The sequence below is a fragment of the Streptomyces longwoodensis genome, assembly GCF_001514125.1.
Lineage (GTDB): Bacteria > Actinomycetota > Actinomycetes > Streptomycetales > Streptomycetaceae > Streptomyces > Streptomyces longwoodensis.
In genome coordinates, this window is sequence record NZ_KQ948549.1 from 939143 (window position 1) to 958098 (window position 18956).

The following is an 18956-nucleotide window of genomic DNA, read 5'->3' on the forward strand; positions in this document are numbered from 1 at the left end:
CCGACCATAGCGTTCACTGTTCATCCATTGCAACGAGGGTGGTTGGGAGCGTTGCGTTGAACGCCAATGGGGTGCAACGAAATATGTCAACTGAGCTGTGCTCACGTGTTCCCGGTGCAACAAGTCTGTTGTCGAGACATGGAAAGCAACGTAGCTTTTCCGGTGTCGGAAACAACGGAACGCACACCGGAGAGCATCATGCAGAAGTTCGTCACCACCGCCCCGATCACCGCTGTCCTGGCCGTCCCCGCCGGACGCATCCAGGTCATCGCCGCCGACCGTGCCGACACCACGGTCGAGGTGCTGCCCGCCGACCCCGCCAGGCGCCGTGACGTGCAGGCCGCCGAGCAGACCACCGTCGCCCACGCCGACGGGGTGCTGCGGATCGGCACCGGCGACTCCGGAAACCGGCTCCTCGGTTCCTCCGGCGCGGTCGAGGTCACCGTCCAACTGCCCGCCGGGTCGCGCGTCGAGGCGACGAGCGCTGCCTGCGCGTTCCGTGGCGTCGGTCGCCTCGGCGACGTGGTCCTCGACGGTGCGTACCGCGGTACGAAGATCGACGAGGCCGGCGAGGTGCGGGTCACCGCGGTCGAGGGCGACGTCGAGGTCGGCCGGCTGGGCGGCTCCGCGGAGATCAGCACCACGCGGGGCCACATCCGGATCGCCGAGGCGAAGTGCGGCGCCGTCGTGCTGCGCACCCAGTCCGGCGACATCACGATCGGCGCCGCCACCGGGGTCTCGGCCGCCCTGGACGCCGGGACGGGCCACGGCCGCGTCAGCAACGCCCTGAAGAACGACGGCACGCCCCAACTCGACGTCCGCGCCACCACGTCGAACGGCGACATCACGGCCCGCAGCCTCTGAGGCCGGCGGCCCGCAGCCCGCAGTCCTCGACACGACCGCCTCACCAGCCCGACCTACCGACCTACCGATCGATCGATCGACACGACGCTCGCACCACCATCAGGGGGAACCAGCCATGACGCGGCACAACACACCATCTACTGAGTCCCGTTGGACCGGCCTGGTGCCGGTGGACGACACGGCCCTGGCCGTCACCGACACCGGTGGCCCCGGCATCCCCGTCGTCTACCTCAACGGCCAGTTCGCCACGCAGGGTTACTGGCGGCGGGTCGTCGCCGAACTGGGCCCGGAGTGGCGGCACCTCACCTACGACGAGCGGGCCCGCGGCAAGTCGAAGCGCTCGGCGGACTACTCCTTCGAGGCCGCCGTCCGGGACGTCGACGCGGTGCTCGCCGCCCGCGGCGTGGACCGGGCGCTGCTGGTGGGCTGGTCCTACGGCGCGGTCGTCGCGGCGCACTGGGCCCACCGCAATCCCGAACGGACCGTGGGAGCGGTGCTGGTCGACGGCGCCTTCCCGCACGACTGGCTCGACGACGCGATGGAGGTGCGGATCCGCACGCTGTTCCGGCGGCTGGGCTGGTTCACGCCGCTGCTGCGCCCGACCGGCCTGACCCCGAGGATGAGCGCCGCGCAGCAGGCCGAGAGCAACATCGAACTCGGCAGGCTGTCGCGCGAACGGGAGTTGGGACCGGTGCTGGACGCGCTCACCGTCCCGGTGCGGTACGTGGTCGCCTCCGGCACCTCCTTCGGCAGCCGCGGCGACGAACAGGAGCGGATCCGCACGAGCCTCGACGCGGTGACCGCCCGCAACCCGCACATCGAGGTGTCGGCCAAGACCACCAGCAACCACGGAGCGATCCTGCGCAAGGACTTCCGGTCGGTGGCGGGGGCGGTTCGCGAGGTCGCGGCGCTGGGCTGAACCGGCGACGGCGGGCGTCAATCGCCGGTGCAGGCCGTCGACTTGAACTCCGTCATGGGAACCGTGACCGTGCTCTCGCCGTCCTCCGTCACCCGGTCGTAGAGCACCGTCCCCGGGCGGAGCGCGGCTCGGTCGCGCAGGGTGAACTCGACGCTCGTGGAGGACCAGGAGTTGTCCTTGGTCCAGCCGTAGAGGACGTACGTCGTCCGGGCGGCCAGTGGGCGGAGCGGGGTCGTCGTCGTCCAGCCGGCGGACGGGGTGTCCAGTGGCCAGGTGGTGACTCCCTCGGTCAGGGGGTGGGAGGCGGTCCACTCGCCCACCGTCGCCTCGCGGTCAGGATCGGAGCCGGCGACGTAGACGGTCGCCCCGTCGATGTGGTGCCCGCACACCAGCACGACCCCGAGCAGGTGGCCGTCGGCGGTCACCGAGAGGCCGGCAACGGCGTCCACGGGCACCGTGCAGCCAGAGAGTGCCGTCAGCGTCGCGCCCACCGTGGCGACGGCGGCCAGGCGCCGGAGGCCCCTCGCCCGTACCACCGTCGATCGCACCAGAGCCCCCGCTCCCCGCCTGCGCGTGGCGCTCTGCCGCGCCTCGCCCTAAGCCGCATGCTAGGCCGTTTCCTCCGGATCACCTCGCCGACCAGGTGAAGATGGCGGCGAGGTGCAGCCCGGCCAGGTAGATGGTGGCCGCGCCATTGTTCAAGCTTGTTGATGCACCGCTCGACGGGGTTGCGCTGCTTGTAGGTCTCGGCGGGATCACCGCCCGGCTCCCTCGCTGGCGCAGATGGAGGCGGATCGCCTAGGACGAATACGCCCCCTGTCGGCCAGGACCACGTCCGGCGTGACCCTGGGGCGGCCGATCCGTCTGGCCACCCGCACTTGGGACATGACCTGCTCGGAGGCGGGTGCGTCACCTGCCTGGCCCGGCGTGATGACGAACGCCAGTGGTCCGCAACCGCCGTCCGCGGCAAGGTCGATCTTCGTGGTCCGTCCACCGCGGGACCGGCCGAGGGCATGGTCGTCCGGCTCGCCGGCCGGGGCCCCTTCTTACGGGCCCCGGCGGCGTGCTGATGAGCACGGACGCATGGCGCGTCGAAAGGCCAGGGCGTCAGAAGGTGAGGTTCCAGGCGTCGATCTTGCCCGTATCGGAGGCGGCGTTGTCGTTGACGCGGAGCTTCCAGGTGCCGTTCGCGACCTCCGAGGAGGCGTTCACGGTATAGGTCTGGGCGATGTTGTCGGCGCTGCCGCCGGAGCGGTTGTGCAGCGTGTAGACGGTGCCGTCCGGCGCCACCAGGTCGACCTTCAGGTCACCGATGTAGGTGTGCTTGATGTCCACACCCACTTTGAGGGTGGCCGGGGCGTTGCCGCTCACGCCGGTGACAGTGATCGGGCTCTCCACGGTCGCGTTGTCGTTGACGGCGAAGTCCGTGAGGTTCTCGAAGTACGCGCCGGGCGGCGGGGTGGTCCCGACGGCCTTGAGGGCGTCGACCTGTCCTTCGCCGAAGAACGAGTTGTTCGCCGTCGTGCCGGTGCAGCGGCTGTCCGAGGGGCAGGCGATGTCGTTGGCCTGGGCGGCCAGCCTGGCGCGGATCTGCGCCGGGGTGATGCCCGGCTCGGCGCTGGCGATGAGTGCCGCCACGCCGACCACGTGCGGGGTGGCCATTGAGGTGCCGCTCTTGCTGCCGTAGCCGCCGCCGGGGACGGTGGAGTACACGTTGCTGCCAGGCGCCGCGACGTCGATGACGCCCTGCCCGTAGTTGGAGAACGAGGCCTTGGTGACGCCCGTGCCGTTGGCTGCGACCGTGACTACACCCGGCAGTTCGGTCGGGATGTCGAGGCAGGCGTTGGTGATGGTGCGGGTGACCGGCGTGGAGTCGTTCGGGCTCGCGGAGTCGGTCGTCTTGTGGGCGAGGTCGTAGTTCTCGTTGCCCGCCGCGGCGATCTGGAGGGAGCCCTTGCTCTCGGCGTACTCCTGGGCGCGTTTGACGCCCTCGATGATGGCGGCCTGGTCGATGTTGTCGGGGCAGTTGAACTGCCAGGGGTCCGTGTAATAGCTGTTGTTGGTGACCTTGAAGCCGTGGTCACCTGCCCAGACGAAGCCGCAGATGGTGTTCTCGGCGAAGAAGAAGGAGTTGCCCGGCTCGGCGACCCGGACCGCGGCGATCTTCACCCCGGGGGCCACGCCGACGACGCCTTTGCCGTTCTTGGCCGCGGCGACGGTGCCCGCCACGTGGGTGCCGTGCGTGTCGACGTCGCGCCAGGCGCCGGCACGGGTGTCGGGCTTGCCGTAGGCGCAGGAGACCGAGTCGGCTGCGTCGAAGTTGGGCGCCAGGTCCTGGTGCCGGTCGTCCACACCGGTGTCCAGGATGCCGACCTTGACGGAGGGGGAGCCCGGGTTCACGGCCCAGGCCTGGTCGGCCTTGATCTGGCTCATGTCGGCCCGTACGGGTTCCCCGGCCGGGGTCGAAGCCTGCGCCGGATCGGCCGGGAGCGCCGGGTTGTAGGCGTCGGCTGGGACGTCCGAGGTGCGCGTGGCGCCGACCTGCTGCACGCCGGGGACACCGCGCAGGGTTGCGGCGAACGTGCTGGACGCCGAGTGGGCGACGATCACGCCGATGGCGTCGTAGGCGGAGAAGACGGTGCCGCCGTTGGCCGCGATCGCGGAGCGGACCGCGGAGCTGTCACCGGGGGCGGTGATCACGAGGTAGGCGCGCGTACCGGCCACCCAGGCCGCACTCGTACTCGCAGCACTCCGGGAGGCCGGAGAGGCGGCCGCAGCGGGGGCCTTGGCGGCCGGCGCGGGGGAGGGGGTAACGGGGAGTGTGCCCGCGAGGGCGCCCGGGGCGCCGAACGTGAGGGCGGCGCCGAGTGTGGCCGTCAGCACCAGCGTGCGTCTGGCGCGACCGGATATGGGGGGTGTCAATGCGTCCTCCGGAAAAGGCCCCGCCGTGCTGAGAGCACGAGCGGGGCCGTACGAAACGAATAGTGGCAGCAAGATGTCAGGTGCATGACCCTCTGCGGAAGTACTTTTCCGTGCAGGACGTCATAGGAAGGTGGCCGAAAAGAGATGCATCGTCGGTGATCCGGGGTCCGAAATCCCTGAAATGTCCGGCACCGCCGACCGCGCCCCGACGCACTGATTCAGCGGCTCGGTCCGCTGTTGGCACTCAAGCCCGTCTCCCAGCAGTCCGATGCGGCGGACCGGTTGTGGATCAACGCCCGCACCGGCCCCTCCTACGGGGTGAGGAAGCCGGCAATGCCGCGCACCGCAAGGTGCGTGCCCGGGCGGAGCACGTGATCGGCCGGATGAAGAACTACAAGAGTCTCGGCGACTGCCGACAGCGCAGCGACGGCCTCCACCACGCAGTTCAAGCCGTCGCCCTCATGCACAACCTCGCGCTCGTGTCATGACCGGAGGAATGCCCCATGGGCCCTGGCCTGCCCGAACACGGCCTTGTGCAACACCCTTCAGGAACCGCTGTCGGCTCAACCAGGGGCACGCTCGGCGTGCGCGTCCCCCGGCAGAGTTACCTGCAGGCGCGTCAGATCTCAGGGCCGGCAGAACGAACTCGACCATATTTCTGCCGGTGGAACTGCCTGGTACCGCCCCTCCTCGCCGTGATCGACTGTGGCTGGCTCAGGGGCACCGTCCCGCGCCGACGGACAGCTCGACAGCCGACACACAGCGCCCCGACCCCGCAGTGGGCCAGAAGCGGTGAGCAGAAAATCACTGCGCCGCGCTTCGCAAGTGAACAGTAAAACGCCTGGCCTGTTGGCCTGGATCGAGCACGATACGGGGAGAGAACAGAATGAGCTTGAAGCGATGGAAGACCGCCGTGGTCGCCGTTGTCACGATGGCGGGATTGGCTGTGGCCGTCACACCGGCCCAGGCGACCGACATCTGCGACACGGGTGGTGCCGGCAGGTACATCTGTGACTACGGCATCAAGAAGCACTCGTTGCCGAACGGCGAGAAGGAACAGTTCGTGGTCGGAACCGATTACGCGGTCTGGATGCGCTGGACCACCAACGGCCAGTGGTCGAGTTGGACGTCCATGGGCAAGCCCGATCCCCTCGGCACCGCCAAGGCCGCGAGCAGTATCGGTCTGCAAGACGAACAGTCCCTGGGCGACTTCCGCACCACCATCTACCTCACCAACAGCAACGGTGCCCTCGTGAGCAAGACGCGCCCCTACCTCGGGGCCGGCTGGTTCACCTGGGACTTCCCCAAATGCTGCTGAGCATCGTCCGTCGGCCCGCGCCGTGGCTCAGGCCGGGTCAGGCCACGGGTGAAGGCGTTCGGGGCGCGGTCACTCCTGCCTCGCATCCATGACACGGATACGGGGCAGGCTGCCACCAGAGCACTCCGTTACCAACCGCCGTATTCGGTTTACAGCTCTGTCGCCCCCGTCACCGCCACAGCTCGTCGCTGTCGCACACCTGCGCCCCCATGTTCCGTTCCATCATCCGCAGCGCCGCGTCCGCGAGGTCCTGGTGGATGTGGGCGGTGGCGTCGCGGGGGATCGTCACGTCGAAGTGGCGGATGTGGGCGTCCAGGCACGAGTACAGCACGCACTGCTCGGTCACCTGCCCGCACAGCACCAGCCGCTCGAAGCCCTGCTGCTGGAGCAGGTAGGTCAGCGGGGTCTCGAAGAAGATCGAGTGGCGGGCCTTGACGACGAAGAGCGACGCGTCGTCGGGCCGCAGCGGCTCGACGAGGTCGGCGTGCGGTCCCGACAGCGCCTTCTCCAGCAGTTCGCCGTGGTGGGAGCGCCACTCGCCGAAGTTGTCATTGACGTAGATCACCGGGATGTCCCGGGACCGGGCCCGTTGCAGCAGGTCGGCCACCACCGGCACCACGCGCCGGGCCGACGGGAGGAGCAGCTCGGCGTCCTTGTGGTCGTAGGTGTTGATCATGTCGATGACGATCAGTGCGCTCTTGCTCATGCGAACAAGGGTTTCCCCGTACGGGCCCGACCGCACCCCGAGACGTGCCCCGATCGTCGGGGGGCGTGTCGCGCGGGCCTGCCGGACCCGGCGCGAGCGGTCGGGCCGCCCCCACGCCCGGTTGTGCGCCCGCACAAACCCCCGTACGGCCCCGTTGTGCACCCGCATCCCGCCCGTGCGGCCCGCTGGACGGCACGGCGGGCCGCTGGTGCCATGATCGGCATGTCTCCAGCCACTTCCGTACCGGTACGCCCGGTCGTCCCCGCGCACCCCCCGGCCCCGCACCCCACGGCGCCGGCGGACGCGCCCCCGACCGGCGCCACGGCGGGCCGGCGCCCGGCGGCGGGCGGCACGAGGAGGCGGCCGTGACCTCCGGCAACGGCCAGTCGCTGGCCCTGATGGTCTTCCTCGCCTTCGTCACCGTCTCCCTGCTGCTGTGCGGGCTGGCCGCGGCCGACCTGGACGACCCGGAGCACTTCTACGCGGGCGGCAGCGCGGCTTTCGGCCCGGTCGCCGCGGGCCTCGCCATCTGCGGCGACTACGTGTCGGCGGCGACGCTGCTGAGCACCACGGGCGCGGTCGCGCTCGACGGCATGGACGGCATCCTGTTCGCCTGTGCCACGGTCGCCTCGCTGTACCTGGTGATGCGCGTCGTCGGGGAACGCCTGCGCGGCGCGGGCGTGTTCACGCTCGGGGACTTCGTCGCCCGCCGGCTCGGCGACTCGCGCGCGGGGCGTGCGCTGGCCGTCGCCACCCTCGCCGTGCTGGCACCGCTGCTGCTGGTCCAGCTGTCGACGGCCGGACACATCATGGTGGCGATGCTGGGACTGCCGGAGGGCGCGCGTACCGGCTGCACCGTCGCCAGCGGGCTGCTGATGGTCTGCTTCGCCGCGCTGGGTGGGATGCGCGGGACCGGGTACGTGCAGATCCTCAAGGTCGGGGTGGTCCTGGCCGCGCTGCTGCTCGTCGCGGGCCTCGTCCTCGCGCGGTACGGCTGGTCGCCCACGGCGCTCTTCGGCGCGGCGCGGGACCGCTCGGAGGCGGGGGGTGACTACGCCCTGCCCGGACTGCACTTCGGGCACTCCGCCGTGGGGGCGCTCGACCTGCTCAGCTTCTGCGTCACCCTGCTGCTGGGCGCGGCCTGTCTGCCCCACCTGACCATGCGGCTCCACCCGCTGCGGGACGCGCGCACGGCTCGTAAGGCGGCGGGGTGGGCGGTGGGCCCGATCGCGCTGGTGTGCCTCGCCGTGGTGGTGGCCGGTCTGGGGGCCGGGGCGCTGGTCGGCCGGGACGCGGTGCGGGCGGCCGACCCCTCCGGGTCGACGGCACTGCTGATGGTGACGAGCGCCCTCGACCCGGAGACCGGGGGGCCGCGGCACAGCATGCTGTTCGCGTTGGTCGCCTGCGCCGTGTTCGCCACGACCCTCGCCGCCGTCGCCGGCATCACGCTGGCGGCCGCGTCGAGCCTGGTCCGTGACTGCGCGCGGCCGTCCGGCGACGCGTCCACGGTGCGGTCGCGGGCCGCGGAGATCCGCCGGGCCCGCGGGGGAGTCCTCCTCGTCGGTGCGACCGCGGTCCTGCTGGCGGTGCTGCTCGAGGACCGGGGCCGGCTGACATTGATCTCGACGTCCCTCGCGGTCGCCGCGTCCATCCTCGCGCCGATCCTGCTGTACGCGCTGTTCCTGCCCGGCTTCAGCGCGACCGGCGCCCGCTGGACGATGCGCGGGACGCTCCCGCTCATCATCGTGCTGATGGCGGCCTCACCGGCGGTCTCGGGCACACCGATCGCCCTGTTCCCGGACCGCGACTTCCACTGGTTCCCCCTCCAGACCCCGGGCCTCCTGACGATCCCGGTGGGTTTCCTGCTGGGCCTCGTGGGCCGGACCCGGGGAACGCACCGCGGGGTCACCCGGACGCCCGAGGAGGCGTCGGTGCGCTGAGCGTCGCACGGCGGTCGACGACGGTCGACGGCACGGAACCCGGCGGCTCGGTGCGGCCGGTGGGACGGCCGGCGCACGCCGTCGGCGTCCCGGAACGGCTGCGTAGCCTGTCGGCATGCACTCCCACCGGAGCTTCTCCAACCCGCCCGCCCAACCGCACGACATCGTCCTCGATGTCCTGGAGCGGGCGCTCGGGGACCCGGCACATGAGATGGAGGCGGCGAACGCCCTGGTCGGGAGTGCGCTCCACGACGACGATCGCGAGTTCGTCGAGCGCTGCTGCGTCATGGTCGGGACGCGCGCCCACTCGGGCAGCCCCCTGCTCGGCCTCGCCGCCCTGTGCCTGGGACACACCGCGCGTCGCTTCGGCCGGCTGGGCGACGCGGCGCTCGCGTTGGTTCACTCGCTGGCCGCACGGGCCGAGGCGGACCCGCAGGACGTCGACGGACGGGCGCTCGACGGGCTCGACGACACGCGGAGTTTCCTGCACCTCTGGTGACGCGCTGGTGACGGCGTCGGCACGCGCGGCCGGAAGGCCGGAAGGCGGGACGGCAGGACGGCAGGACGGCGGGACGGCAGGACGGCGGGACGGCAGGACGGCGGGACGGCAGGACTGCAGGACGTACGCCGGTCGGGCCCTACGAGCCCGCGTCCACCCCGCCCCGACCTCCCGCACCGGCAGAAGCCCCCGAAACCGCCACCTCCACCCCCACCCGCTCCGCCACCGCCGTCAACGTCGCCCCCAGCGGCAGCCCCACCCGTGCGACCGCATGCGCGTCCCCCCGAGTCGGTGACAGGTTGACGATCCACACCGGCTTGGCCTCCTGGGCCGCCTGGCGGACGAAGCGGAGGCCGGACATCACCGTCAGGGAGGAGCCGAGGACGAGGAGCGCGGTCGATCGCCGGACCAGGGCGCGGCAGTGCTCGACGCGGCCCGGCGGGACCGACTCGCCGAAGAAGACCACGTCCGGCTTGAGGACGCCGCCGCACACCGCGCACGGCACCACGCGGAAGTCGCCGACCTGCTCGTCGGTGAGGTCGGCGTCGCCGTCCGGGTTGATGCCCGCGGCGACCGGTGCGAAGCCCGCGTTGGCCTCCTCCAGGCGCCGGGCGAGTTCGCGGCGGGGGCTGAAGGCGCCGCAGGACAGGCAGACGACGCGGTCCAGGCTGCCGTGGAGCTCCACGACGTCCTCACTGCCGGCGGCCTGGTGCAGGCCGTCGACGTTCTGGGTGATCACCCCCGACAGCAGCCCGTGCCGCCCGAACGCGGCCACGGCCCGGTGCCCGGCGTTGGGGCGGGCCCGGCCGAAGGTGCGCCAGCCGAGGTGGCTGCGGGCCCAGTAGCGGCGCCGGGCCGGGGCGCTCGCCGTGAACTCCTGGTAGGTCATCGGGGTGTGCCGGCTCAGACTGCCGCCCTCGCCCCGGTAGTCGGGGATGCCGGACTCCGTGGAGAGGCCCGCCCCGCTGAGCACCAGCACGCCCCCGGCACCCAGCGCGTCGGCGACCGGTTCCCAGTCCGTGGTGCCCGGCGGCAGGTCCTCGGGCGGGGTCCAGGCCAGGGTGGGGCGCATGCGCATGCCACCAGGGTACGGAACCCGCCGACTCCCTGGGTTGACGAAGTTAGTAATTGAGTACTAACTTCGTCGCATGGCCAGGATGAGTGCGGAGGAGCGGCGCGAGAGCGTCATCCGTGCGGCCACCGCCGAGTTCGCCCGGGGTGGCTACCACGGCACGTCCACGGAGGCGATCGCCAAGCGCGTCGGCGTCTCGCAGCCGTACCTCTTCCGGCTCTTCCCCGGTAAGAAGGGCATCTTCCTCGCCGTGGTCGAGCGGTGTCTGCACGACACCACGCGCATCTTCGCGGAGGCGTCCGAGGGGCTGAGCGGGGCGGAGGCCCTGCAGGCCATGGCCGACGCGTACAAGCGCCTCATCGCGGAGCGGCCGGAGGCGCTGATGATGCAGATGCAGATGTACGTCGCCGTCGCGGCCGCCGAGCAGGAGGGCGACCACGAGTTCGGCCAGTCCGTACGCCGTGACTGGATGCGGCTGTGGGACACCGTCCGCGCGCCGCTCGGCGGGGACGACGACACGGCGGCCTTCATGGCCTCGGGCATGCTGATCAACTGCCTGGTGGCCATGGGCTTTCCACCCGACCACCGGGTCTGGGCGGGATGCTTCCCGGCGGACGCCGGCAAGGTCCGACCGGGGGAGTGACGCCCGCCGGCTCGCGCCGCGACATCGTTCCCTCCGGACATGGCTTTTCTTTGCCCTTTGAAGTTAGTCATCAATAACTAACTGAATCGACCAGTCACCCGCTCGGCTGCCGCATCAGCCGCCGACCACCCCCTGGGGGAGAGATGTCGAACAACGAACCGGACAGCGCCCCGTCCGCACGGTCCATGTGGTGGGCCCTCGTCATCACCAGCGTCGCCGGCTTCATGGCGGCCCTGGACAACCTCGTCGTCACCACCGCCCTGCCCTCGATCCGCGAGGACCTGGGGGGCGCCCTGGACGACCTGGAGTGGACCGTCAGCGCCTACACGCTGACCTTCGCCGTACTGCTGATGTTCGGCGCGGCCCTCGGCGACCGCTTCGGACGCCGCCGCCTCTTCCTCGTCGGGCTCACCGTCTTCACCGGCGCGTCCGCGGCCGCCGCCATGGCGCCGAGCATCGGCGCGCTGATCGCCGCCCGCGCGGTGCAGGGCGCCGGGGCCGCCGTGCTGATGCCGCTCACCCTGACCCTGCTGACCGCGGCCGTGCCCGCTGCCAAGCGCGGCATGATGTTCGGGATCTGGGGCGCGGTCAACGGACTCGCCGTCGCCGCGGGCCCGCTGATCGGCGGCAGCCTCACCGAACACGTCTCGTACCACTGGATCTTCTGGATCAACGTGCCCATCGGCCTCGCCCTGCTGCCGCTCGCCCGGCTGCGGCTCGCCGAGTCGCGCGGCGCCGGGGCACGGCTCGACGTCCCCGGCACCCTGCTCGCCAGCGGCGGACTCTTCGGCATCGTCTACGGCCTGGTCCGCGGACCGGCCGACGGCTGGACCAACTCCCTCGTGCTCACCTCGCTGTTCGCGGGCGCCGTGCTGGTCGCCGGGTTCGTGCTCTACAGCTCCCGTGCCGCCGCGCCGATGCTGCCGATGAGGCTGTTCCGCTCCCGCGCCTTCTCCGGCATCAACGCGGCGAGCCTGCTGATGTTCGTCGGCATGTTCGGTTCGATCTTCCTGCTCAGCCAGTACATGCAGGGCGTGCTCGGCTATTCGCCGACCGAGGCGGGCCTGAGGATGCTGCCGTGGACCGGCATGCCGATGCTCGTCGCCCCGATCGCCGGCATCCTCTCCGACCGGATCGGCGGCCGCCCGGTCGTCGCCGCGGGCCTGTTCATCCAGGCCGCGGGACTCGCCTGGCTCGCCGCCGTGGCCACCGCCGACGCCTCCTACGCCTCCCAGCTGCCCGGCCTCGTCCTCAGTGGCATCGGCATGGCGCTGTACTTCGCGCCGGCCGCCAACCTCGTGATGTCCAGCGTGCTCCCGCACGAACAGGGCATCGCCTCCGGCGCCAACAACGCCCTCCGCGAGGTAGGCGGCGCGCTCGGCATCGCGATCATGTCGTCGATCTTCTCCGCGCAGGGCGGCTACGAGAGCGCCCAGAGCTTCGTGGACGGCCTGCGCCCCGCCGTGGTCGCCGGAGCGCTCCTCGTCGTCCTCGGCGCCTTCGCCGCACTGGTGATACCCGCCCGACAGGGCATCACGGCAGGGGAGCCGACGCAGCCCGCCGCGTCCTCCGACGAGGCGGAGGCCGGCGTGCACGGGGCGTCCGCCGGGCGCCCGACGGCCCTGGAGCCGACCGCCACGCGCTGAGGCGGGCGGACGTCACGTCCCGGCCCGGCGCCGTGCTCACCGCAGCACGGCGCCGGGCCGCGCCCGCGAGGGCAACGCGGCCTCCCCGGCCGCCCGTTCAGCTCGACTCGCGGACCACGAGCTCGTTCGGCATGATCACCGGCTTCCGCGGGCCGCCCTCGATGAGCGCCAGCAGCAGGCGCACCGTCGCGGTGGCCTGGTCGGCCATGGAACTGCGCACCGAGGTGAGCGCGGGCGTGGTGTAGGCGGCGGCCTCGATGTCGTCGAACCCGACCACGGCCACGTCGTCCGGGACCCGGCGCCCCGCCTGGTGCAGGGTCCGCAACGCCCCGATGGCCATGAGGTCGTTTGCCGCGAACACCGCGTCGAGGTCCGGGTCGTCCTCGAGGAGCTGCCGCATGGCCTCCGCGCCCGACACCCGGGTGAAGTCGCCCAGCGCGACGATGGAACGGCGCCCGGTGTCCCGCAGGACCGCCCGGTACCCCTCCAGCCGTTCACGGGACTCGTACAGGTCCAGCGGTCCGGTGATGGTGGCGATCCGGCGCCTGCCCCGGTCCAGCAGGTGCCGTACTGCCAGCGCCGCGCCGCCCGCGTTGTCCAGCGCCACGTACGGGACGTCCGTCGCGGCGGTGCGGTTGAAGGACGCGACGGGCAGACCCATGCGGGCGAGCGCGGCAGGCAGGGGATCGGCGCCGTGCAGCGCCACGAGCATCACGCCGTCCACGTGACCCCCCGCCACGTACCGCTCCACCCGGGCCCGGCTCTCGTCGGACTCGGCGAGGATCAGCACCACGCGTCTGCCGACGGCCTCCAACTCCCGGCTGACGGTGCGCACCACGGTGGAGAACAGCGGGTCGTCGGAGACCACGCCCTTGGGCGGGTCGGAGACGACCACGGCGACGGCGTCGGTGCGGCGGGTGACCAGGTTGCGGGCGGCGGCGTTCGGCACGTACCCGAGTTCCCGCACGGCCTGCATGACGACGTCCCGGATCTCCGGCGCGACGGTGGTCTCCCCGTTGATGACCCGGGAGACGCTCGACTTGGACACGCCGGCCCGCGCGGCGACCACCGCGAGCGTGGGTCGTTTCATCGCCTTCCGATCACCGGTGCCCGGTCCTCGAGTCCAGGGAGCGTTTCCGCTCAGGATGACCTCGGCCCGATCCGCATGTCAACGGGCCCTTGCTCGCCCCCTGGTAGGCGAACTCTCCGCCAACTGGGCCCATGCGGGCGCCTGTCGACAGGTGTCGTGCCCACCGCCGAAGTGGATCTCAGGAACCGTTCCCCGGAACCGGCCGTGTGCGTCAGGGGTGTTACGGGCCTGTTGCTCAAAGCCTTGACAGTCCCTCGGGACCGGCCCATCCTCACCCCTCAGGGAGCGCTCCCTCACCCTTCCCCCACTGAGGAGTCGCCCGTGCATCCCCTGCTCCGCCGCATCGGCTTACCCGCCGTCGTCGCGGCCGTCCTGCTCACCCTCGTCGGCCTGCCCGCGCCCCGCGCGCACGCCGCCGAGACCCTGCTGTCGCAGGGCCGGCCCGTCGTCGCGTCCAGCACCGAGGAACCGTTCGGCGCGCCCGGGGCCGTCGACGGCAACCCGGCGACGCGCTGGTCCAGCGCCTTCTCCGACCCCCAGTGGATCAGGGTCGACCTCGGGGCCCCGGCCCGCATCAGCCGCGTGACCCTCCAGTGGGAGGCGGCCTACGGCAAGGCCTTCCGCATCGAGGTGTCGGACGACGCCCAGACCTGGTCGACCGTCCACGAGACGACGGGCGGCACCGGTGGCACGCAGAACCTGACCCTGACGGGCACCGGCCGCTACGTCCGCATGTACGGCACCCAGCGCGGCACCGGATACGGCTTCTCCCTCTGGGAGTTCCAGGTGTACGGCACCGCCGGCACCGGCGGCGACCCGGGCGGCGGTGGCGGGGACGCGCTGCTGTCGTACGGGAGGACGGGCGCGGCCTCCTCCTCGCAGAGCGACCAGAACTGCTGGGAGTGCACGCCCGCCCGGGCCTTCGACCGCGACCCCGCCTCCCGCTGGGCGACCAGCTCCACCACCGGCTGGACCGACCCCGGCTGGATCTCCGTCGACCTCGGCGCGACCGCGCAGATCTCCACGGTGGTCCTGCAGTGGGACCCGGCCTACGCCAAGTCCTTCCAGATCCAGGTCTCGCCCAACGGCACCGACTGGACGCCGATCTACTCGACCACGTCCGGCACCGGCTTCAAACAGACCCTGGCGGTCTCCGGCACGGGACGCTACGTCCGGATGTACGGCACCGAACGGGCCACCCCCTACGGCTACTCCCTGTGGGAATTCCAGGTGTACGGCACCGGAGGCGCCCCGATCCCCGCGCCGCCGCTGCCCCCGGACCCGGCGCAGCCGCCGCGGCTGGTCTGGAGCGACGACTTCGACGGAGCCGCCGGGAGCACACCGGACCCGGCCAAGTGGCGGGCCGACCCCGGCACCGGCCAGAACGGCGAGCTGCAGTACTACACCGACCACCGGAACGCCGCGCTCGACGGCGGCGGCCACCTCGTCATGGAGGCCCGCAAGGAGGCCAGCCCCGGCCGCGCCTGCCCGCCCGACCCGCTGACCGGCAGCACCACCTGCCAGTACACCTCGGCCCGCATGAACACCGGCGCCACCTTCCAGTTCACCTACGGGCGCGTCGAGGCCCGCATCAAGGTGCCCAAGGGCAACGGGCTGTGGCCCGCGTTCTGGATGATGGGCGCCGACTTCCTCACCGGCCGTCCGTGGCCGTACAACGGCGAGGTCGACATCATGGAGGTCCTCGGCAAGGACGTGAAGACGGCCTACTCGACCGTGCACGCCCCCGCCTACAACGGCGGCAACGGGATCGGCTCGCCGTACCGGCTGCCCTCGGGCGCCGACTTCTCGGACGACTTCCACACCTGGGCCGCCGACTGGAACAGCAAGGGCATCGTGTTCAGCCTCGACGGGCGCACCGTGTTCACCCTGGACAAGGACCAGGTGGAGCGCACGCGCGGTCCGTGGATCTTCGACCACCCGCACTACATGATCCTCAACCTGGCGGTCGGCGGCGACTGGCCCGGCCCGACCGACGCGTCGACGCCGTTCCCGTCCCGGATGCTCGTCGACTACGTGCGCGTCTACCAGTAGCGCGGCCGGCACCGGCCCCCTTGTCAGGTCCGGCCCGGACACCTCCGTTCCGGGCCGGACCGCAGCCGCACCACGCCCCACCCCTCAGATCAGGAAGTGACATGCGCAGATACCCCTTACACCTCTATCCCGTCCTGGTCGGTGCGCTCGCGATCGCCCTGGCCGCCGCCCTCGGCATCACCCTCGGCGCCCCGGCCGCACGGGCCGCCACGGTCACCGTCCAGGCCGAGTCCTACGCGGCGCAGTCCGGCGTCACCCTGGAGACGACCGCCGACCAGGGCGGCGGGCAGAACGCGGCCTACCTCGCCGACGGCGACTGGATGCGCTTCGACCAGGTCGACCTCGGCCCCGCCGGCCGCCTGACGGTGTCGGCGCGCCTGGCCTCCGCCACGGGCACCGGTTCCGTCGAACTGCGCACCGGTTCCCAGACCGGCCCGCTGCTCGCCGTGATCCAGGTCAGTCCCACCGGGGGCTGGCAGACCTGGGCGACCCGCAGCGCCGACGTCACCACCCACCCGACCGGTCCCCAGACCGTGTTCGCGGTGCTGCGCAGCACCGCGCCCGGTGACTTCGTCAACATCAACTGGTTCTCGTTCGTCAGCGGCGGCGACGAGCCCGCACCGGGCTGGGTCGACGTCGACCAGACCAAGTGGCAGGCGCAGCTGAACCAGTTCCGGGCGATGACCCCGGCGCCGGTGCCCGCCAACGCGGTGCGCGTCCCCGAGTTCAACGCCACCTGCACCTACAGCCACTCCAAGCCGGACGACCCGATCGTCTTCCCCGGACTGCCGGGCGCGTCCCACATGCACAGCTTCTTCGGCAACAAGAGCACCGACGCGTTCACCACGACCCAGAGCCTGCTGGGCACCACGGCCACGAGCTGCACGCCCGCCAAGGACCTCTCCGCGTACTGGATCCCCACGCTCTACGAGCGCGGCAAGGCGGTCGAGCCCGACGGGATGATCGTCTACTACGGGTCGCGGCTGCCCGACCCCACCGCGACCGTGCCCTTCCCGCAGGGCTTCCGCATGATCGCGGGCAACGCCAAGCTGCAGGTGGCCACTCCGGCCGGCTCGCCCAACCAGTTCTGGTGCGCCGGACCGGGCGGTGAGACCGGCCGCAGCGCCGACGGCAACTGGCCGCTGTGCGCGCCGACCGCCAAGCTGGTGTACCAACTGGTCTTCCCGGACTGCTGGGACGGCAAGCACCTCGACAGCCCCGACCACAAGTCGCACGTCGCCTTCACCTACGACGGCAAGTGCAGCGGCGCCTACCCGGTGGCCATCCCCTCGGTCTCGTTCGTCATCAGCTACCCGACCAGCGGGAGCGCCGACGGGTTCTCCCTGGCGTCGGGCATGGCCTCGTCCATCCACGGCGACTTCTTCAACGCCTGGGACACCGCGGCCCTCGGGCAGCGCGTGAAGGACTGCATCGTGCAGAGCGCCAAGTGCAACTCCGCCGGAACGTTCTGACCCGGCGGACGGCGGCCGCCCTGCTCCTCGGCCTGGCGGCCGCCGGCTGCACCCCGCAGCCGGCGGCCGACCGGCCCGCGCCCGCCGCCTTCAACGACACCGACACCGCGTGGATCCAGCTGATGATCCCCATGGACGAACGGGCCGCGCTGCTCACCGACTTGGCGCCCGCACGCGCCGGGCACCCGGCACTGGCCGCCTGGGCGAAGGAGACGCGGAAGAGGCTCGGGGACGAACTCGTCGACCTGCGCGAGCTGTTGCGGCTCTCGGGCGTCCCGGACACCCGCCCGCACGAGGGCCACACCATGCCCGGCATGGTCGGCCTCGACACGGTGCGCAGGGCGAGGACCGTGACCGGGGAAGGCTTCGACCGCCTCCTCACCGGGAGCCTGCGGGCCCATCTCGTGCAGGTCCGCATGCTGTGTGCGAGCGAGCGCACGGCGGGCAGCGCCGTGCGGGCGAAGGACCTCGCCGCCACGATCGAGAGGAGTGTGGCCGAGCGGATCACCCGCCTCGACGAGGTCGCGTGAGGGCGACGGCGTACGGCCGTCGCCGCCGGGCGGAGCGGAGGCGCCGTCACGCACCGTCCCGTACGGACGTGAAGAACTCGGTCATCCGCTCCAGCCCCTTCTCGCCGAACATCGTCTCCAGACTGGCCGCGGACTCGGCGGCGGACGCCTCGCTGCGGGGGAAGAGTGCCTCCTCGTACGCGGCGAGGGCCGCCTCCGGGTCGTCGGGGCGGGCGGCGACGGCCTCGGCGAGTTCGGCGCCGTCCAGCATCGCCAGGTTGGCGCCCTCACCGGCGAACGGGGACATCAGGTGGGCCGCGTCACCGAGCAGGGTCACTCCGGGGACGCGGTCCCAGCGGTGCCCGACCGGCAGGGCGTGGATGCGCCGCGGGACGAGCGCGCCGTCGGCGTCGGCGACCAGGCCGCGCAGACCCTCGTCCCACCCGTCGAAGTGTGCGAGGACCGCGGCCTTCGCGGCGGCCGTCTCCCCGAAGTCGACGGTGTCCAGCCAGCCCTCGTCGACGCGCAGGGCGGTGTAGACGTGCAGGCTGCCGTCGCTCTCCCGGTGGGCGAGGAAGCCCCGTCGCTCACCGAGGCAGAGGAAGAACCCGCCGCCGACCAGGGCCGCGCTGCGCGGGTGCCGGGCCTCGGCGTCGAGGAGGTCGGTCTCGACGAACGAGACACCGGTGTACGCGGGCCGGGCGCCGGACACCAGGGGCCTGATCCGTGACCAGGCGCCGTCCGCCCCGATGAGCAGGTCGGTGGTGAGGGCGGAGCCGTCGGCGAAGGTCACCTCGTGGCGGCCGTCGCCCAGGGGACGGGCGCCGGTGACCTTGCGGCCCCAGCGGACCGTGCCGTCGGGCAGGGAGCCGAGCAGCAGGTCGCGCAGCTCGCCCCGGTCCACCTCGGGCCGTCCGCCCGTGGCGTCGTCCTCCTCGGTGACGTGGACGGTGCCGTCGGGGCCGAGCAGGCGCAGGGCCTGGCCGCCCGGGTGGATGATCCGGCGGAACTCCTCGTACAGCCCGGCGGCGCGCAGGGCTTGCTGCCCGCTGTCCTCGTGGATGTCGAGCATGCCGCCCTGGGTGCGGGCCGAGGCCGACGCCTCCGCCTCGAAGACGGCCGCCTCGACGCCGTGGACGTGCAGGACGCGGGCGGCGGTGAGACCGCCGAGGCCGGCGCCGATGATCGCGACGGGGTGGTGAGTGCTCATCTGGGTGCCTCCTGGCGGGACGGGGGACGTGCGGACACCCACCAGGCTAACGAACATGTTCGTGACGAACAAGTTCGTCAGGCCCCTGGGGGTG

General features: G+C 71.9%; 16 protein-coding genes and 2 pseudogenes. 11 read left to right on the top strand and 7 right to left on the bottom strand.

Annotated features, from left to right (window positions below; translation table 11 throughout):
- Positions 1-198: 198 nt before the first annotated feature.
- Positions 199-864, top strand: coding sequence for a DUF4097 family beta strand repeat-containing protein (locus AQJ30_RS04305; protein ID WP_067228616.1), 666 nt, complete (start codon positions 199-201; stop codon positions 862-864).
- 115 nt (positions 865-979) lie between these two features.
- Positions 980-1783: an alpha/beta fold hydrolase gene (locus tag AQJ30_RS04310; RefSeq protein ID WP_067228618.1), complete on the top strand. Its 804-nt coding sequence runs from the start codon at positions 980-982 to the stop codon at positions 1781-1783.
- Positions 1784-1800: 17 nt separating this feature from the next.
- On the opposite strand, the gene AQJ30_RS04315 is transcribed toward AQJ30_RS04310, so the two are convergent.
- The 3 genes and pseudogenes from AQJ30_RS04315 to AQJ30_RS04320 form a co-directional block, all read right to left on the bottom strand.
- Positions 1801-2331, bottom strand: a complete 531-nt coding sequence (locus tag AQJ30_RS04315) for a hypothetical protein (protein WP_245726796.1) — start codon at positions 2329-2331, stop codon at positions 1801-1803.
- 79 nt (positions 2332-2410) lie between these two features.
- Positions 2411-2876 (bottom strand): annotated as a pseudogene (locus AQJ30_RS40030) (transposase); the annotation flags it as partial.
- A gap of 14 nt (positions 2877-2890) precedes the next feature.
- Positions 2891-4666, bottom strand: coding sequence for a S8 family peptidase (locus AQJ30_RS04320; RefSeq protein WP_067228620.1), 1776 nt, complete (start codon positions 4664-4666; stop codon positions 2891-2893).
- Positions 4667-4995: 329 nt separating this feature from the next.
- On the opposite strand from AQJ30_RS04320, the pseudogene AQJ30_RS39115 reads away from it, so the two are divergent.
- Together AQJ30_RS39115 and AQJ30_RS04330 are read left to right on the top strand one after the other, a co-directional pair.
- Positions 4996-5193, top strand: a pseudogene (locus AQJ30_RS39115) (IS5/IS1182 family transposase); the annotation flags it as partial.
- Between the two features lie 398 nt (positions 5194-5591).
- Positions 5592-6023 carry a PLL family lectin gene (locus AQJ30_RS04330; RefSeq protein WP_067228622.1) on the top strand — a complete coding sequence of 144 codons (432 nt, stop codon included), beginning with the start codon at positions 5592-5594 and terminating at the stop codon, positions 6021-6023.
- Positions 6024-6192: 169 nt separating this feature from the next.
- Here AQJ30_RS04330 and AQJ30_RS04335 read toward each other — a convergent pair whose 3' ends face one another.
- Entirely contained in the window at positions 6193-6729 is a 537-nt protein-coding gene (locus AQJ30_RS04335; protein WP_067228624.1) for a cysteine hydrolase family protein, read from the bottom strand.
- Positions 6730-7094: 365 nt separating this feature from the next.
- Between AQJ30_RS04335 and AQJ30_RS04340 the strand changes: the two genes are divergently transcribed.
- Together AQJ30_RS04340 and AQJ30_RS04345 are read left to right on the top strand one after the other, a co-directional pair.
- Entirely contained in the window at positions 7095-8669 is a 1575-nt protein-coding gene (locus tag AQJ30_RS04340) for a sodium/solute symporter (protein ID WP_245726797.1), read from the top strand.
- Between the two features lie 115 nt (positions 8670-8784).
- Positions 8785-9168: a hypothetical protein gene (locus AQJ30_RS04345; protein WP_067228625.1), complete on the top strand. Its 384-nt coding sequence runs from the start codon at positions 8785-8787 to the stop codon at positions 9166-9168.
- A gap of 139 nt (positions 9169-9307) precedes the next feature.
- Here the strand turns inward: AQJ30_RS04345 and AQJ30_RS04350 are convergent, their stop codons facing one another.
- Positions 9308-10246 (bottom strand): NAD-dependent protein deacetylase, encoded by a 939-nt coding sequence (locus AQJ30_RS04350; protein ID WP_067228627.1) that lies wholly within the window; start codon positions 10244-10246, stop codon positions 9308-9310.
- A gap of 70 nt (positions 10247-10316) precedes the next feature.
- On the opposite strand from AQJ30_RS04350, the gene AQJ30_RS04355 reads away from it, so the two are divergent.
- Both AQJ30_RS04355 and AQJ30_RS04360 read left to right on the top strand, forming a co-directional pair.
- Positions 10317-10883, top strand: a complete 567-nt coding sequence (locus AQJ30_RS04355; RefSeq protein WP_211278922.1) for a TetR/AcrR family transcriptional regulator — start codon at positions 10317-10319, stop codon at positions 10881-10883.
- A 143-nt stretch (positions 10884-11026) separates the two neighbouring features.
- The gene (locus tag AQJ30_RS04360; RefSeq protein WP_079083793.1) at positions 11027-12529 is read left to right on the top strand and encodes a DHA2 family efflux MFS transporter permease subunit; all 1503 of its coding nucleotides are present in this window, start codon (positions 11027-11029) and stop codon (positions 12527-12529) included.
- Positions 12530-12626: 97 nt separating this feature from the next.
- Here AQJ30_RS04360 and AQJ30_RS04365 read toward each other — a convergent pair whose 3' ends face one another.
- Complete coding sequence (locus tag AQJ30_RS04365; protein ID WP_067228628.1) at positions 12627-13619, bottom strand: LacI family DNA-binding transcriptional regulator; 993 nt, start codon at positions 13617-13619, stop codon at positions 12627-12629.
- 321 nt (positions 13620-13940) lie between these two features.
- On the opposite strand from AQJ30_RS04365, the gene AQJ30_RS04370 reads away from it, so the two are divergent.
- The 3 genes from AQJ30_RS04370 to AQJ30_RS04380 all read left to right on the top strand — a co-directional run bounded on the left by AQJ30_RS04370 (position 13941) and on the right by AQJ30_RS04380 (position 17673).
- Entirely contained in the window at positions 13941-15671 is a 1731-nt protein-coding gene (locus AQJ30_RS04370) for a discoidin domain-containing protein (protein WP_067228630.1), read from the top strand.
- A 101-nt stretch (positions 15672-15772) separates the two neighbouring features.
- Positions 15773-17143 carry a DUF1996 domain-containing protein gene (locus AQJ30_RS04375; RefSeq protein WP_067228631.1) on the top strand — a complete coding sequence of 457 codons (1371 nt, stop codon included), beginning with the start codon at positions 15773-15775 and terminating at the stop codon, positions 17141-17143.
- The gene (locus tag AQJ30_RS04380; RefSeq protein ID WP_079083794.1) at positions 17119-17673 is read left to right on the top strand and encodes a DUF305 domain-containing protein; all 555 of its coding nucleotides are present in this window, start codon (positions 17119-17121) and stop codon (positions 17671-17673) included. The genes AQJ30_RS04375 and AQJ30_RS04380 overlap by 25 nt, the downstream gene beginning before the upstream one ends.
- 46 nt (positions 17674-17719) lie before the next feature.
- On the opposite strand, the gene AQJ30_RS04385 is transcribed toward AQJ30_RS04380, so the two are convergent.
- A complete protein-coding gene (locus AQJ30_RS04385) occupies positions 17720-18862 on the bottom strand; it encodes an FAD-dependent oxidoreductase (protein WP_211278923.1) in 1143 nt (380 codons plus the stop codon).
- Between the last annotated feature and the right edge of the window lie 94 nt (positions 18863-18956).

Bases quoted from the DNA above. Each gene is read 5' to 3' on its own strand.
- AQJ30_RS04305 (WP_067228616.1), top strand. From the start codon at position 199: ATGCAGAAGTTCGTCACCACCGCCCCGATCACCGCTGTCCTGGCCGTC.
- AQJ30_RS04350 (WP_067228627.1), bottom strand. From the start codon at position 10,246: ATGCGCATGCGCCCCACCCTGGCCTGGACCCCGCCCGAGGACCTGCCG.
- AQJ30_RS04330 (WP_067228622.1), top strand. From the start codon at position 5,592: ATGAGCTTGAAGCGATGGAAGACCGCCGTGGTCGCCGTTGTCACGATG.
- AQJ30_RS04310 (WP_067228618.1), top strand. From the start codon at position 980: ATGACGCGGCACAACACACCATCTACTGAGTCCCGTTGGACCGGCCTG.
- AQJ30_RS04375 (WP_067228631.1), top strand. From the start codon at position 15,773: ATGCGCAGATACCCCTTACACCTCTATCCCGTCCTGGTCGGTGCGCTC.
- AQJ30_RS04355 (WP_211278922.1), top strand. From the start codon at position 10,317: ATGGCCAGGATGAGTGCGGAGGAGCGGCGCGAGAGCGTCATCCGTGCG.
- AQJ30_RS04385 (WP_211278923.1), bottom strand. From the start codon at position 18,862: ATGAGCACTCACCACCCCGTCGCGATCATCGGCGCCGGCCTCGGCGGT.
- AQJ30_RS04360 (WP_079083793.1), top strand. From the start codon at position 11,027: ATGTCGAACAACGAACCGGACAGCGCCCCGTCCGCACGGTCCATGTGG.
- AQJ30_RS04365 (WP_067228628.1), bottom strand. From the start codon at position 13,619: ATGAAACGACCCACGCTCGCGGTGGTCGCCGCGCGGGCCGGCGTGTCC.
- AQJ30_RS04335 (WP_067228624.1), bottom strand. From the start codon at position 6,729: ATGAGCAAGAGCGCACTGATCGTCATCGACATGATCAACACCTACGAC.
- AQJ30_RS04345 (WP_067228625.1), top strand. From the start codon at position 8,785: ATGCACTCCCACCGGAGCTTCTCCAACCCGCCCGCCCAACCGCACGAC.